Genomic DNA, 13,513 nt, shown 5'->3' with positions numbered 1-13,513 from the left:
GGCGACCTGGGACTGCGAGGCACCGGCAACAACAGCTTCGATGACCAGTCGTCGTTTCGACATGCCCGACCATCACTGGCCCGGCTATGCCGATGACGCGAGACACCCCTATTCCGATGTCCTGAGCCCGGACACCGTCACCCGCTCCGAACGGCCCCTCCCCTCCCGGGCGAGGGGCCGTCGTCGTGCCGCGCCCGTGCGGGAGGCCGGACCGGGCTGTCGCCGCCCGTGATCGGATCAGGGCCCGGATGCCGTTCCGGTCCAGTACTGGCCAGGGCCGGACACGGTGCAGGCCCAGACACGAAGCGGCCCCTCGCCGACAAGGGCGAGAGGCCGTCGTGACGGACCGTCGGGCCGACCTCAGTCGGCGTAGATGAGGCCCTTCTGGTAAGCCTTGGCGAGCCGCCGCGGCACCTTCACCTCGCGGCCCTGCACGCGGACGGTGACGAGCGTGGGGAGCTCGGCCTTCCACTGGGACCGGCGAGAGCGGGTGTTGCTGCGGGACATCTTGCGCTTGGGAACTGCCATGCCCTCTGCCGCTCCTTCCTCGAATCCATGTGCCGACCCCGAGCGGGTCGACTGCCAGCGACTACTGTCCCACGTGGGGCAGGCGGCTGGCCAACCTGTGCAGTGTACGTGAGGTGTGATCTTCCCCGCGATACTGGCCGGGTGAGTGCACGGAGCCACGGTGAGTGACATCAAGCCCGCTGCGGGCGTCGTGACACGCACCGAGATCGTGGTCAGGCGCTCGCGGTTCATCGCGCTCCTCGCCCGTGCCGCGGACGAGGAGCAGGCTCGGGAGTTCGTCGCGGGCGCGCGCCGTGAGTTCCCGGATGCCCGGCACCACTGCTCGGCCTTCGTCGTGAGCACCACCGGGGCGAACCCCGTGATGCGCTCGGCCGACGACGGCGAGCCGCCGGGCACCGCCGGCATGCCGATGCTCGATGTGCTGCGAGCCTCTGGGCTCTGCGACGTCGTCGCCGTTGTCGTGCGGTACTTCGGCGGGACGAAACTCGGCACCGGCGGACTGGTACGCGCCTACTCGGACGCGGTGCGGGCCGCGCTCGAGCGCACACCGACCGTGCGCGCGGTGCGGCTCAGCGCCCGGAGCTTGGAGCTGTCGCACGCCGAGGCGGCACGCGTGGAGGCGGAACTGCGCGCGCGGGGCGTCGAGGTGGCGGACGTGGAGTACACCGGGACCGGTACGCAGTTGACGCTGCTGACCGACGACGTCGCGGGCCTGTACGCGGCGGTGCAGGCACTGACCTCCGGCGGCGGCGAGCTGCGTCCGGCCGGTGAGCGCGTCGTCGAGATCAGTGCAGGATCTTGAGGCCGACGACGCAGCCGACGATGCCCAGCAGCAGCACGACCTTGAGGATCGAGGCCGGCTCCTCACCCGTCGCCATCGCGTAGGCGACGGTCAGCGCGGCGCCGATCCCGACCCAGACGGCGTAGCACGTGCCGGTCGGCAGCTCGCGCATGGCGTATGCGAGCCCACTCATGCTGGCCAGCAGTGCGACGGCGAAGACGACGGTCGGCACGAGACGGCTGAAGCCCTCGGACCGTCCGAGCGCCGTGGCCCAGACCGCTTCCAGCACACCGGAGATGACGAGTACGACCCATGACATGACGGAACCTTTCGCGCCGTCTTGTCGCACTCCGGGTACGGCGCACCTCGTCCGGGGACCCGCGCGGGCCCTGCCGGCAGACTAGTCGAGCCACAGACTCGCCGGCCGGAACGGCTTCGGTCAGATCGACCAGCCTATTGCTCTACTTCAGGTAGAACAAGTAGAGTCCTCTCGTGCTGCTGCGCCTCGACCCGACGTCGTCGCGGCCGCTGTTCGACCAACTCGCCACCCAGGTCCGGCTGGCGGTGATCGCCGGCGACCTCCGCGACGGCGACCGCCTGCCCTCGGCCCGGGAGCTCGCGACGTCACTCGACGTCAACCAGCACACCGTCCTGCGCGGGTACCAGCTGCTGCGGGACGAAGGCTTGCTCGAACTCCGGCGCGGACGCGGTGCGGTCGTGACCGCGCACGCCGCCGAGCGCTACGAACGGCTCGGCCACGCCCTGGACGAGATCCGGCGCGAGGCGGACCGACTCGACCTCCCCCTTCCCGCCGTGGCGGCCATGCTCGAGCGTCCCGTGCCGACCTCGCCCCGGAGCATCGAGGAGAACCGATGAACGCATTGCCGCACCGTGGCCGGGCCGTGCTGTTCGGCGTCGCGATCCCGGTCCTGGTCACCGTGGCCGCGTGGACGGTGGCGCTGACGTGGCTGGACCGGCTCCCGGCGCAGATCGCCCTGCACTGGGGCCCGGACGGTATCGACCGCGTCGGCCCACCCTCGGGTCTCCTGACGCCGATGGCGGTGATGAGCGGCGTCACCATCGTCGCGCTCGGCACGCTCGCCCTCACCGTGGGCCGGACCTCGTTCATCCGCCGACTCGTGCTGGCGCTGGCGAGCGGCCTCGCGGTGTTCTTCGCCGGCCTGACGCTCAGCCTCCTCGGCATCCAGCTCGACCGGACGGTCGCCGTCGGTGCGAGCCTGCCGAGCCCGGACGCCTGGCTCGCCCTGACCGCCGCGGTCGCCGTCGTCGTCGCGGTGGTGGCCGGGACGGCGGCGGGCCGTGACCCGGCGCAGGCGGCACTCGGGCCGGTTCACGGCGAGCAACTCGCGCTGACCGTGGACGAACGCGTGACCTGGATGCGCCGCGTGGGCCCGTCTCGCGCCCTCATGCGCTGGGGTGGTTCCGGCGCCGCGCTCTACATCGCGTTCGCATTGTGGCTAGCCGCGATCACGGACAGTTGGTACGTCGCGGTGCTGATGGTTCTCCCACTACCGTTCGTGCTGACGATGCTGGTCTGGGACGTACGCGTCGATACCCACGGCCTGACTGTCCGCGGGGCCTTCGGCTGGCCGCGTCAGCACGTCCCGGCCGGCGAGGTCGTCGGCGCCACGGTGCGGACGGTCAGCCCGCTGGGCGAGTTCGGCGGCTGGGGCCTGCGCGCCTCGGCGAACCTGGACGGCACGGTCGGCGTCGTCGTCCGCGGCGGGGAGGCGATCGACGTCGAACGCTCGGGCGGTCGCCGGCTCGTCGTCACCGTCGACGACGCGGGCACCGGTGCCGCCCTCCTCAACGCCGTCGCCCAGCGTGCCCGCCACCGGTCCACCGGCGGCTCGACGGAGGGCGCGGACGGCTGACGTTCGCCTGTCCACCTGACGACCAGCTCGCGGTCCCCCGATGCGCCGTAGCGGGCGCGCGCGATAGAGTTGGCCTGTTTGTTGAGGCTTCAAGAAATTTTGCCGCAGGTCACCGAGGAAGAGGACTCATGCCCGCCATCTACGACGACGTCACCCAGCTCATCGGCCGCACTCCCCTGGTGCGGCTCAACAAGATCACCGACGGTGCCGGCGCGACCGTGCTCGCCAAGCTGGAGTTCTACAACCCGGCGAGCTCGGTCAAAGACCGGATCGGGGTCTCGATCGTCGACGCCGCCGAGGCCTCCGGAGAGCTGCCGGCGGGCGGCACGATCGTCGAAGGGACCTCCGGCAACACCGGCATCGCCTTGGCGATGGTCGGCGCGGCCCGCGGCTACCACGTGGTGCTGACCATGCCGTCGTCCATGTCCAAGGAGCGGCGCGCCCTGCTGCGCGCCTACGGCGCCGAGCTGGTGCTGACCGACCCGGCGCTCGGCATGAAGGGCGCGGTGGAGAAGGCCGAGGAGATCGCGGCCGAGCGGGACGGCGCCGTCCTGGCCCGCCAGTTCGCCAACGAGGCGAACCCCGCCATCCACCGGCAGACCACCGCCGAGGAGATCTGGAACGACACCGACGGTGCCGTCGACGCCGTCGTCTCCGGTATCGGCACCGGCGGCACGATCACCGGCGTCGGGCAGGTGCTCAAGGAGCGCAACCCCGAGGTGAAGATGTACGCCGTCGAGCCCGCCGAGTCCCCCATCCTCAACGGCGGTCAGCCCGGCCCGCACAAGATCCAGGGCATCGGGGCCAACTTCGTCCCGGAGATTCTGGACACCTCGATCTACGACGAGGTCCTGGACGTCGACGCGGAGACCGCCGTGCAGTGGGCGCGCCGCGCCGCCCAGGAGGAGGGCCTGCTCGTGGGTCTGTCCTCCGGTGCCGCGCTGGCCGCCGCGGTGACGGTCGCCCAGCGCGAGGAGAACGCCGGCAAGACGATCGTGGTCATCATCCCCTCCTTCGGTGAGCGTTACCTCTCGACCCCGCTGTTCGAGGGCCTGGTCGACTGATGACCCCGCTGCGCCGCCTCCTGGTCGAGGACCTGCGCACGGCGCAGCGCCGCGACCCGGCGGCCCGCGGCCTGCTCGAGATCGCCCTGGCCTACCCCGGCGTCCATGCCGTGTGGGCGCACCGGATCACCCACCGCATGTGGACCTCGAACCCGCTGCTCAAGCTGCCCGCCCGCCTGCTCTCCCAGGCGGTGCGGGCGCTGACCGGGATCGAGATCCATCCCGGCGCCCAACTCGGCCGGCGGCTGTTCATCGACCACGGCATGGGCGTCGTCATCGGCGAGACGGCCGAGGTCGGCGAGGATGTCGTGCTGTTTCACGGCACCACGCTGGGCGGGGTGTCGATGAGCAAGGGCAAGCGGCACCCGACGGTGGGCGACCGGGTGGTCATCGGTGCCGGAGCCAAGGTGCTCGGGCCGGTGCGGGTCGGTTCGGACGTCAAGGTCGGGGCGAACGCCGTCGTCGTCAAGGACGTGCCGGACGGCGAGGTCGCCGTCGGGGTGCCGGCCAAGCCGCGGGCCGTCTCAGCCGTCAAGCGAGAGCAGTGGATCGACCCGGCCGTGCACATCTGAGAGGGCACGGCCGGCACGACCCCGCCGGTCGGCAGCGACGGCGCGCTCAGGTGCGACGCCGCGGCGCCCGCTGACAGCGGGAGCACCAGAACACCCGCCGCCCTTGCATGTCGGTCTCACTCACCCGGGTGCCGCACACCAGGCAGGGGCGCCCCGTCCGGTGGTAGACATACCACCGCGCCGCCTCCGGGTCGGCGGCGTCGTCGAGGGCGTGCTCCGCGTCGACCGTGACGATGCGGCCGGTCGCGACGCCGTCGGCCATGAGGGTGGCCAGGTCGCCCCACAGGGCACGCAGACGGGCCAGCGGTACGTCGCGGCCGAGGCGCCGCGGGTGCAGGCGTGCGCGGTGGAGGGACTCGGACCGGTAGATGTTGCCGACGCCGGAGATCACCTCCTGGTCCATGAGCAGCTCGCCGATCGCGCGTCGCCGTCCGCCGGCCCGGCGGACGAACTCCTCGCCGTCCCCGTCGGCACGGATCGGGTCGGGTCCGAGCCGGCCCTGTACGGCCGCCTTCTCCGCCGGCGTGACCACCTCGCACGCGGCGGCCCCGGTGAGGTCGGCGACGCCGTGCGTACCGAGCAGACGGACACGGACGGCGCCGCGGGGCGCCGGCGGCGTCCACTCACCCGGCGCAGCGGCGTCGATGCCGGCCACGGCCTGCTCCTCCTCCCCGACCCGGCGCCGCGGCGCGCCGATGGCGTGCGGACCGGAGAAGGTCGAGTCACCGGCGAAGGTCCACGAGCCGTACAGCCCCAGGTGCACCCGCAGCCATCGCAGATCGGCGTCGGCGGGGCCCTCGCCGACTCTCCCGGCGGCGAAGCCGAGGAAGAGGTGCTTGCCGTGGGCATCGGTCCGGAGCAGACGGTGTCCGTCGAGCAACGCGGCACCGTCGGCGAACCGGCCCTGCGGGGAGCTCACCGCGAGCGCCTGCCCGCCGAAGAGCTCGGCGAAGGCGTGGGCGAGGCGGTGGATCGAGTGACCTTCAGGCACGGGGGTCCGCCAGCGGTAGCCGCCACTCGGTGGGGGCGTCCCAGACCGCGCGCTCGAGGTCGACCCGCACCGGCACGAGCGGAGTCAACGGCGTGCCCTCGGCGAGGTAACGCTCCAGGGCACGCTCGCGCAGCTGGCGGGGCAGCGTGCCGTCGGCGCGCACCACCCGCCACCAGGGGACCTCGCCGCCGTAGCTGGCCATGACCGTGCCGACGTGCCGGGGGTGGCCGTGCCCGGTGGCACCCCGGACCGCCTCGGCGACGAGGCCGTAGGTGGTCACCCGGCCGGGTGGCACCTGGTCGGCGACGTCCAGCACCAGCTCTGCGAGCTCCGTCCGCTCGCTGCTCACCGGTCGACCTCGTGCTGCCCGTTCACCCGCCTATGATCTCAGGCGATGACGAATGCCCCCACCCCTGTCCCATCTCACGGGCAGGCCACGGACCATCTGGGTCACGGCGCCTTCTGCGAGCACTGTGACGAGTCGATCCCACACGAGCACCTCGACGTCCGGGCGATCATCGAGAACTCCCGCGATGGCGCCCGGCGTCGCGCGGTCGTCATGGGCGTGGCCGGTGGCGCAACCCTCGTGGCCGCGACGGCCGCCGCCGTGGCCCTCGAGGGCGTCTCCGTCGCCTTCGCCGCGCTCGGCACGACGGCGCTCGGGTGGCTGCTGGTGACCGGCGTCGCGTTGATCGTCACGACGCGCACCGGACGGACACGTGGGCTCGTCGCCGGCGCCCTGACCGCCGCGGGTCTGACGCCGCTGGTCCCGCTCGCCGTCGTCCTGGTCGCCGACGGGTGGGGGGCCGTCGCGGTCACCGGCGCGACCTGGCTGGCCGCCGGTGCCGCCGCCTCGGCGGTCCAGGCACGCACCTGGCGCGCTCTGCTGCTCACCCCGGGTGAGGCAGGCGAGCAGGCCCGCGCCCGAGCGGTGGCACGCCGGGGACAGACCGACCACACAGAACTCACCCGATGGCTGGTCCAGGCCGGGCTCGTCGCCGCCGCGACGGCACTGCTCGCCGTGCTGCCGGTGGCTATCGTCGTGCTCGTGCCGCTGGCGGTGCTGCTTGCGGCGTGGGCGGGCAACCGGCGGCGCTGAACCGATCGGCTGGCACGTTCGACTGACACGTCCGATTCGTCGATCGGGATATGCGCTCGTCGCCGTGGCTCATGCCTGCCAGGCTGGCGCCATGACGACCGCAGCTCGCCAGGACGCCCACCCCGACGAGACCCGCCGCGACGACGGCCCACCCGCGGTCACCGTTCCGTCCCCGCCGCCCGGCTACCGGATCGCGGAGCTGGACGACACCGGCGACCGCGCCGCGGTGCTGGAGCTGCGTACCTGGGGATTCGTGTTCGAACCGGTCCCCGAGGATGCCGACCACGACATCTGGACGCACGAGCCGGGCCGCACCGTGGGCGTGTGGGACGAGCGCGACACTGACAGGCCCCGACTCGCCGCCGTCCACTCCTCGCACGCGTTCCGGCTGCCGGTGCCGGGTGGCACACGACTGCCCGCGGCGGGGCTCGCCTCGGTGGTCGTCCACCCTGGACACCGCCGCCGGGGCATCGCCCGCACCATGATCACCACACACCTCGCCCGTTCGCTCGCCCGGGGCGAGGTGCTATCCGCGTTGCACGCCGCCGAGACCGGCATCTACGGCCGCTACGGGTACGGCGTGGCCACCCAGGAGGCCACCCTGCGCCTCGCGCGCCGGGCAGCGCTGCGCGACGTCGCCGACCGCACCGACGACGCCGACGACGCCGACCTGATCGTCGAGCTCGACACCCTCGACCCGTTGCGCCACCTGCCCGAGATCGAGCGGGTACACGCAGCCGTAGAGCGCCCTGGCTGGATCACCCGGGACACCGAGGCGATCCGCGCCGCAAACGTGGTCGACCCGCCGAGCGCCCGCCGCGGCCACGAGCGGCTCCGCATCGCCGTCGTCCGTACGCCCGACGGCGAGCCGCGAGGTTATGCGACCTTCCGCCGCGAGGGCCGGTGGCAGGACAATGGGGTGCCGGCGGGTGTCGTGCGGGTGCGCGAGGCGGTCACGCTCGACGCCGCGGCGGCGCGGGCGCTGTGGACGACGCTGGCGGACATCGACCTCATGGCCTCCGTGGAGACCGGCGGCCTGCCGGTCGACGACCCGCTGGTCCACCTCCTCGCCGATCTGCGCAGCGCCGACCTGCGCCTGCACGACAGCATCTGGCTTCGGCTGCTGGACGTGCCGGCCGCCCTCGCGGCCCGCCGCTACGCGGCACCCGTCGACGTCGTCCTGGAGGTCAGCGACACCCTGGTGCCCGCCAACGCCGGCCGGTGGCACCTGCGTGGTGACGCCTCGGACGCGGAGGTGGCGCGGACGGACGAGCCCGCCCACCTCGCGCTCGACGTCGCCGACCTCGCCTCGGCCTACCTCGGCGGGACCTCGCTGGCGGCGCTCGCGGGCGCCGGGCGGGTGCGCGAGCTCCTGCCGGGGCACCTCGGCCCGACGTCGACGGCGATGGGCTGGCCGGTGGCGCCGGCGATGAGCTGGGGCTTCTAGCGCATCTCGTACTCGGCGACCTGATCGATCCGGCGCTGGTGACGCTCGTCGCCGGAGAACGCCTCGCCCAGGAAGGCCTCGACCAGGGCGATCGCCTCCTCGGTGGTGTGCTGGCGGGCGCCGATGGCCACCACGTTGGCGTCGTTGTGCTGGCGGGCCAGCGTCGCGGTCTCCCGGTTCCAGGCCAGCGCCGCGCGCACGCCGCGAACCTTGTTGGCGGCGATCTGCTCGCCGTTGCCGGACCCGCCGATGACGATGCCGAGCGAGCCCGCGTCGGCGACGACGGCCTCGGCGGCCGCGATGCAGACGCCGGGGTAATCGTCCTCGGCGTCGTAGGTGTCGGCGCCGTGGTCGACGACGTCGTGCCCGCTCTCACGCAGGTGGCTCACGAGGGCAGTCTTGAGATCGAAGCCGGCGTGGTCCGCGGCGATGTGGATGCGCATGCTCCCAGTCTGCCCTGTCGGCGCGGGTGCGGGCCGTGTCAGCCGAGGCCTGATCGGGCGATGTCGATGCGGACCGAGGTGAAGCCCGCCTCGACACATGACTCGGCAAACGCCTCCGGAGGTTGCGAGGGGTAGTAGCGGGCGGCGATCCCCGCGGCGACGTGGGTGGTCGCCTCCGGGTCCGCGGAGGTTCGTGCCCGTCCCTCGATGGTCTCGAAACTGTATGGCTGCCTTTCGTCGCTGACGCACACCGCGACGTGGGCGAGCTTCGCCCCCGCGCTGACGAAGGATCGCTACTCGTCCTCGGTCATGGTCGTCATGACTATGCACGTCCTCGCGCTCGATCCGTGAAGCGCCAGCAGGTGGCGCTGAACCCTTTCTCCTTGCCGAAAGCGAACACCCGCGCCGGCTCGATCGCGTAGACGTACCGAGGGTCATCGAGGGCGGTGTCGGCCGGGTCATAGAACTCGCCATCCCTGACGAACGGGTGCCACCACGGGTACTTGGCCGGATAGCGGTCCGCGACCTGCTGCAGCCGCTCCGGGTCCCCGACCCGGTGGGCGACGCCCTCGAGGACCAGGTCGACGTCGGGGCCGGGGACCGTGAACGCGCAACCGTCGTTCCGCGCCAGGTTGCGGGCCTTGCGGGCCTGCCTGGACGTGACGAAGAAAGCTCGTCCCTCGAGCCAGACACCCAGCACCGGTACCACGTGCGGCCGCCCGTCCGGGTCGGTGGTGGCGAGCAGGAAGTCCTCCGCACCGGCCACCCGCGTGCATGCGTCCGTCCATGTCAGGCCGGTCAGTGGGGTGCCGGGCGGGCTCGACAGCGGCTCGGGTCTCGGCTCCTGCTCAGTCATGCGGCCGCTCCCCGTCGAGCAGCACGGTCCGGTCGTACAGCACGTTGTGAAGGCTAGCGCCGAGTGATAGTGAATTGCAATCAGTTCGCTCGGTGCGGGCGGGCCTCGGTTTCGGCATAGGCTCGAGGAATGACGACGACGAACGTGCCACAGACGGCGAAGATGACCGACGCCGAGGCCATGGACACCTCCGTCCGCGTCCAGGACGACCTCTACCGCCACGTGAACGGCACCTGGATCCAACGGCACGAGATCCCCGCCGACCGGTCCCGCGACGGCTCCTTCTATCTGCTGCGGGATCTCAGCGAGGAGCGGGTCCGCGAGATCGTCGAGCAGGCGGCTCGGGACCCGGAATCCGTCGCCGGCGGCGAGGCGAAGGTCACCGAGGCCCAGAAGATCGGTGACCTGTACTCCTCGTTCATGGCCACCGAACGGATCGAGACGCTGGGGACGGCCCCGCTGCGCACGGACCTCGACCTCCTCACGGCCGCGTTGGACAAGCCTGCGCTCACCCGGGCGATGGGGGCGCTGCAACCCACCGGCATCACGGGCGGCGTCGCCTACTTCGTCGACACCGACTTCAACGACACCGACCGCTACGCGGTCTTCCTCTTCCAGTCGGGCCTCGGCCTACCGGACGAGTCGTACTACCGCGAGGAGACCCACGCGCGGACCCGCACCGAGTACGTCGGGCACGTCGCCGCCATGCTCGCGCTGAGCGGGCTCGTCACCGAGGACGAGGCGATGGGGGCCGCCGAACGCGTCATGAAGGTCGAGACCACGCTCGCCGCGGGCCACTGGGACAAGGTCCGTGCCCGCGAGGCCGACCAGATCAACAACCCGATGACGTGGGACGAGGTGGTCGCCTCCGCCCCCGGCTTCGACTGGGACCTGTGGCGCGAGTCGCTCGGCGTGCCGTCCGGGGCGTTCGACCAGGTCATCGTCGCCATGCCGTCCTACCTGACGGCCTTCGCCCAGGCGTGGTCCGAGCTCGACACGGACTCGCTGCGGATGTGGCTGACCTGGCAGGTCGTCCACGCCCGCGCGCCCTACCTGCCCTCGGCGTTCGTGGACGAGAACTTCGACTTCTACGGCCGTACGCTCACCGGGGCCGAGGAGCTGCGTGAGCGGTGGAAGCGCGGCGTCCAGCTCGTCGAGCACGCCATGGGCGAGGCGGTCGGCAAGCTGTACGTGGCGCGCCACTTCCCTCCGGAGCACAAGGCCGCGATGCAACGGCTGGTCGACAACCTCGTGGCGGCCTACCGCGAGTCCATCTCGTCCCTGGACTGGATGGGCGAGGAGACCAAGCGGCGGGCGCTGGACAAGCTCGAGGCGTTCACCCCGAAGATCGGCTACCCCGACGTCTGGCGCGACTACTCCGACCTGGAGATCGACGAGGCGGACCTGCTGGGGAACGTGCGGGCGGCCAGCCTGTTCGAGGAGCGGCGCGACCTCGCCAAGCTCGGCAGGCCGATGGACCGCTCCGAGTGGTACATGCCGCCCCAGACGGTCAATGCCTACTACAACCCGACGTGGAACGAGATCGTCTTCCCGGCCGCGATCCTGCAGCCACCGTTCTTCGATCCCGACGCCGACGACGCGTGGAACTACGGCGGGATCGGCGCCGTCATCGGGCACGAGATCGGCCACGGGTTCGATGACCAGGGCTCGAAGTACGACGGCACGGGCCGCATGGCGGACTGGTGGACCGCGGAGGACCGCGCCGAGTTCGAGCGCCGCACGAAGGCACTCATCGAGCAGTACTCGGCCTACTCCCCCGCGCAGCTCGAGGAGAGTCACCGCGTCAACGGCGCCCTGACGGTCGGCGAGAACATCGGTGACCTCGGCGGACTGTCGATCGCGATCAAGGCTTACGACATCGCCCTGCGGGACCAGGGTGGGCTGGACGCGGCGCCGGAGATCGACGGGCTGACCGGGTTGCAGCGCGTGTTCTTCTCCTGGGGACGCATCTGGCGGCAGAAGGCACGGGACGCGGACGCCATCCGGCTGCTCACGATCGACCCGCACTCGCCGGCGGAGTTCCGCTGCAACGGCGTCGTCCGCAACATGGACGCCTTCCACGAGGCGTTCGACGTGCGCGAGGGCGACGCGCTCTACCTCCCGCCCGGCGACCGCGTGCGGATCTGGTGACTCGCGGGCCGGCTCCGGGCCCGGTCGGTCAGAACAGCTCGTAGCCGGCCCGCGCTACCGAGAATGAGTAGCCGCTGGCGAGATGCCGGCAGGACATGCCGGTCTCGTCCGAGAAGCAGGTGAACCCGTCGACCGTGATGTCGGTGCCGTAGTCGAGGACCTCCTCGCCCTCGATGACCGGAGCCTCCCCCGAGGCGTCGCAGACCAGTGTGGCGCCGTCGGCGGTGACCTCGACGAGGTGGCCGACGAGCCCGTCGCATGCCTCCTGCTCGGCGGCCGGGACGGCGTCCTGGTACTGCATGGTCGCGATCCCGCAGAGCGCACGCTCGTCGTCGACGCTGCAGCCGATGTTGCCACTGGGGCTGACGAAGTCCCAGGACAGCTCGCTGCTGTCCACCGTCTCCGCCTCGCCCGCCGTCTCGTCCTCCGGGCTCTGCCCGGTGGGCGCGGGCGTGGGCGAGGAGCCGGCGTCGTCGTCGCTGCGCGCGTCGGCGGTGTACCGCAGGGCCGCCATGACCAGGAACACGACGATCAGCAGCACCGAGATCACGACGACCGCGATCTCACCGCGGCCGAGCCGGCGCGCCTGGGCCATGGATGCTCCTTGTGCTTCTCACTCGTCCGCGCCACTGTTTCGGGCGCCACTCACCGTACGACGACGGCGTGCTGGGCCGCCGGTGGCGCTGCTCACGTGCGGGACGGCGCCCCGTGGCCTCAGTCGAAGACGGGGCCCTGCGTGCGGGTGCGCTTCATCTCGTAGAAGCCCGGGGTCGAGGCGACCGCGAGCGCACCGTCGAACAGCCGGCCCGCCGCCTCCCCCTTCGGCGCCGGCGTGACGACGGGGCCGAAGAAGGCCACCCCCTCGATCGAGACGACCGGGGTGCCGACGTCCTCCCCGACGAGCTCGATGCCGCGTCGGTGCGAGGCGCGCAGCGAGTCGTCGAGCTCGTCGGACTCGCCCAGGCGGGCCAGCTCGGCCGGGAGACCGACCTCAGCCAGTGCCTCGTCGACCACCGCCCGGTAGTCCTTGTTGCCGCCCGGATGGATGCGCGTACCGAGCGCGTCGTACAACGGCTTGACGACCTCCTGGCCGTGGTTCACGCGCGCGGCGTTGACCACGCGCGCCGGGCGCCAGGCGCGCTCCATGAGCTCCGCGTAGTCGGCAGGCAGATCCCGGCCCTCGTTGAGAACGGACAGGCTCATGATGTGCCAGGTCACCTCGACGTCGCGGATCTTCTCGACCTCGGTCATCCAGCGCGAGGTCATCCACGCCCACGGGCAGACGGGGTCGAACCAGAAGTCCACGGCGGTGCGAGCGGTCGTTGTCTCACTCATCCCGCCATTAAAACCCGATGAGCGGCGACGGCGTGAGACCTCGAGCGTCCGGCCTGGTCACGGCGGAGCCGCCGCCGGTCGGACGCCGGTCTGGCGTCTGGCCAGGGTGCCCGCCGCGCCGATGCCGGACTCAGGCCATCGGGGCGCCGGGATCGGTGAGCTCCTCGCCCTCCTCGCCATCGGCACGCTCGACGTCGGTCCGCTCGCCGGGGTCGTTCTGCTCCACGTCCGCACCGGCGAGCTCGTCGTCGTCGGGTCGGACGTGCTCGACGGTCTCGGCCGCGTCCTCGGCGAGATCCTTCGCCTCGGCCGCCTTCTCGCTCGCGCTGGGCGTCTCGCTCATGCCGGTAC

At 71.9% G+C, this 13,513-nt stretch carries 17 protein-coding genes and 1 riboswitch; of the genes, 8 read left to right on the top strand and 9 right to left on the bottom strand.

Going from position 1 to position 13,513, the window contains the following annotated elements; translation table 11 throughout:
- Nucleotides 1-360: 360 nt before the first annotated feature.
- Entirely contained in the window at nucleotides 361-528 is a 168-nt protein-coding gene (gene rpmF, locus ACFSE6_RS18820) for a 50S ribosomal protein L32 (RefSeq protein ID WP_388011099.1), read from the bottom strand.
- Nucleotides 529-688: 160 nt separating this feature from the next.
- Here rpmF and ACFSE6_RS18815 point away from each other — a divergent pair, with 160 nt between their 5' ends.
- Nucleotides 689-1,330, top strand: coding sequence for an IMPACT family protein (locus ACFSE6_RS18815; protein WP_388011096.1), 642 nt, complete (start codon nucleotides 689-691; stop codon nucleotides 1,328-1,330).
- Here the strand turns inward: ACFSE6_RS18815 and ACFSE6_RS18810 are convergent.
- Nucleotides 1,314-1,628 (bottom strand): DMT family transporter, encoded by a 315-nt coding sequence (locus ACFSE6_RS18810; RefSeq protein ID WP_388011093.1) that lies wholly within the window; start codon nucleotides 1,626-1,628, stop codon nucleotides 1,314-1,316. The two genes, ACFSE6_RS18815 and ACFSE6_RS18810, sit on opposite strands and share 17 nt — an antisense overlap.
- Before the next feature lie 10 nt (nucleotides 1,629-1,638).
- Nucleotides 1,639-1,702: riboswitch (guanidine-III (ykkC-III) riboswitch) on the bottom strand.
- A gap of 99 nt (nucleotides 1,703-1,801) precedes the next feature.
- Between ACFSE6_RS18810 and ACFSE6_RS18805 the strand changes: the two genes are divergently transcribed.
- From ACFSE6_RS18805 to epsC, 4 genes are all read left to right on the top strand, one after another.
- Nucleotides 1,802-2,185 carry a GntR family transcriptional regulator gene (locus tag ACFSE6_RS18805; RefSeq protein ID WP_388011090.1) on the top strand — a complete coding sequence of 128 codons (384 nt, stop codon included), beginning with the start codon at nucleotides 1,802-1,804 and terminating at the stop codon, nucleotides 2,183-2,185.
- A complete protein-coding gene (locus ACFSE6_RS18800) occupies nucleotides 2,182-3,204 on the top strand; it encodes a DUF1648 domain-containing protein (protein WP_388011087.1) in 1,023 nt (340 codons plus the stop codon). Before ACFSE6_RS18805 ends, ACFSE6_RS18800 begins: the two co-directional genes overlap by 4 nt.
- Nucleotides 3,205-3,332: 128 nt before the next feature.
- On the top strand, nucleotides 3,333-4,268 hold the full coding sequence (gene cysK / locus ACFSE6_RS18795; protein ID WP_388011084.1) for a cysteine synthase A: 936 nt from the start codon (nucleotides 3,333-3,335) through the stop codon (nucleotides 4,266-4,268).
- Nucleotides 4,268-4,840, top strand: a complete 573-nt coding sequence (gene epsC, locus ACFSE6_RS18790; RefSeq protein WP_388011081.1) for a serine O-acetyltransferase EpsC — start codon at nucleotides 4,268-4,270, stop codon at nucleotides 4,838-4,840. Before cysK ends, epsC begins: the two co-directional genes overlap by 1 nt.
- Nucleotides 4,841-4,886: 46 nt before the next feature.
- Here epsC and ACFSE6_RS18785 read toward each other — a convergent pair whose 3' ends face one another.
- Both ACFSE6_RS18785 and ACFSE6_RS18780 read right to left on the bottom strand, forming a co-directional pair.
- Nucleotides 4,887-5,831: an Fpg/Nei family DNA glycosylase gene (locus tag ACFSE6_RS18785; protein WP_388011078.1), complete on the bottom strand. Its 945-nt coding sequence runs from the start codon at nucleotides 5,829-5,831 to the stop codon at nucleotides 4,887-4,889.
- Nucleotides 5,824-6,180 carry an MGMT family protein gene (locus ACFSE6_RS18780; protein ID WP_388011075.1) on the bottom strand — a complete coding sequence of 119 codons (357 nt, stop codon included), beginning with the start codon at nucleotides 6,178-6,180 and terminating at the stop codon, nucleotides 5,824-5,826. Before ACFSE6_RS18780 ends, ACFSE6_RS18785 begins: the two co-directional genes overlap by 8 nt.
- Nucleotides 6,181-6,225: 45 nt before the next feature.
- Here ACFSE6_RS18780 and ACFSE6_RS18775 point away from each other — a divergent pair, with 45 nt between their 5' ends.
- The gene (locus ACFSE6_RS18775; RefSeq protein WP_388011072.1) at nucleotides 6,226-6,930 is read left to right on the top strand and encodes a hypothetical protein; all 705 of its coding nucleotides are present in this window, start codon (nucleotides 6,226-6,228) and stop codon (nucleotides 6,928-6,930) included.
- Between the two features lie 91 nt (nucleotides 6,931-7,021).
- Nucleotides 7,022-8,377, top strand: a complete 1,356-nt coding sequence (locus ACFSE6_RS18770) for a GNAT family N-acetyltransferase (RefSeq protein WP_388011069.1) — start codon at nucleotides 7,022-7,024, stop codon at nucleotides 8,375-8,377.
- Here ACFSE6_RS18770 and ACFSE6_RS18765 read toward each other — a convergent pair.
- Nucleotides 8,374-8,820: a ribose-5-phosphate isomerase gene (locus ACFSE6_RS18765; RefSeq protein ID WP_388011066.1), complete on the bottom strand. Its 447-nt coding sequence runs from the start codon at nucleotides 8,818-8,820 to the stop codon at nucleotides 8,374-8,376. The genes ACFSE6_RS18770 and ACFSE6_RS18765 overlap by 4 nt on opposite strands.
- A 322-nt stretch (nucleotides 8,821-9,142) precedes the next feature.
- The gene (locus tag ACFSE6_RS18760; RefSeq protein WP_388011063.1) at nucleotides 9,143-9,676 is read right to left on the bottom strand and encodes a pyridoxamine 5'-phosphate oxidase family protein; all 534 of its coding nucleotides are present in this window, start codon (nucleotides 9,674-9,676) and stop codon (nucleotides 9,143-9,145) included.
- Between the two features lie 129 nt (nucleotides 9,677-9,805).
- Here ACFSE6_RS18760 and ACFSE6_RS18755 point away from each other — a divergent pair, with 129 nt between their 5' ends.
- A complete protein-coding gene (locus ACFSE6_RS18755) occupies nucleotides 9,806-11,827 on the top strand; it encodes a M13 family metallopeptidase (RefSeq protein WP_388011060.1) in 2,022 nt (673 codons plus the stop codon).
- A 28-nt stretch (nucleotides 11,828-11,855) separates the two neighbouring features.
- Here ACFSE6_RS18755 and ACFSE6_RS18750 read toward each other — a convergent pair whose 3' ends face one another.
- From ACFSE6_RS18750 to ACFSE6_RS18740, 3 genes are all read right to left on the bottom strand, one after another.
- A complete protein-coding gene (locus tag ACFSE6_RS18750; protein WP_388011057.1) occupies nucleotides 11,856-12,422 on the bottom strand; it encodes a DUF6636 domain-containing protein in 567 nt (188 codons plus the stop codon).
- A gap of 119 nt (nucleotides 12,423-12,541) precedes the next feature.
- Complete coding sequence (locus ACFSE6_RS18745; protein ID WP_388011054.1) at nucleotides 12,542-13,162, bottom strand: mycothiol-dependent nitroreductase Rv2466c family protein; 621 nt, start codon at nucleotides 13,160-13,162, stop codon at nucleotides 12,542-12,544.
- Nucleotides 13,163-13,292: 130 nt separating this feature from the next.
- Entirely contained in the window at nucleotides 13,293-13,505 is a 213-nt protein-coding gene (locus tag ACFSE6_RS18740) for a hypothetical protein (protein ID WP_388011051.1), read from the bottom strand.
- Nucleotides 13,506-13,513: the final 8 nt, after the last annotated feature.

It is taken from the genome of Georgenia deserti, assembly GCF_042680605.1.
GTDB lineage: Bacteria > Actinomycetota > Actinomycetes > Actinomycetales > Actinomycetaceae > Allobogoriella > Allobogoriella deserti.
The sequence above is the reverse complement of the archived record's forward strand: the minus strand, read 5'-3'. Positions and strand labels throughout refer to the sequence as shown.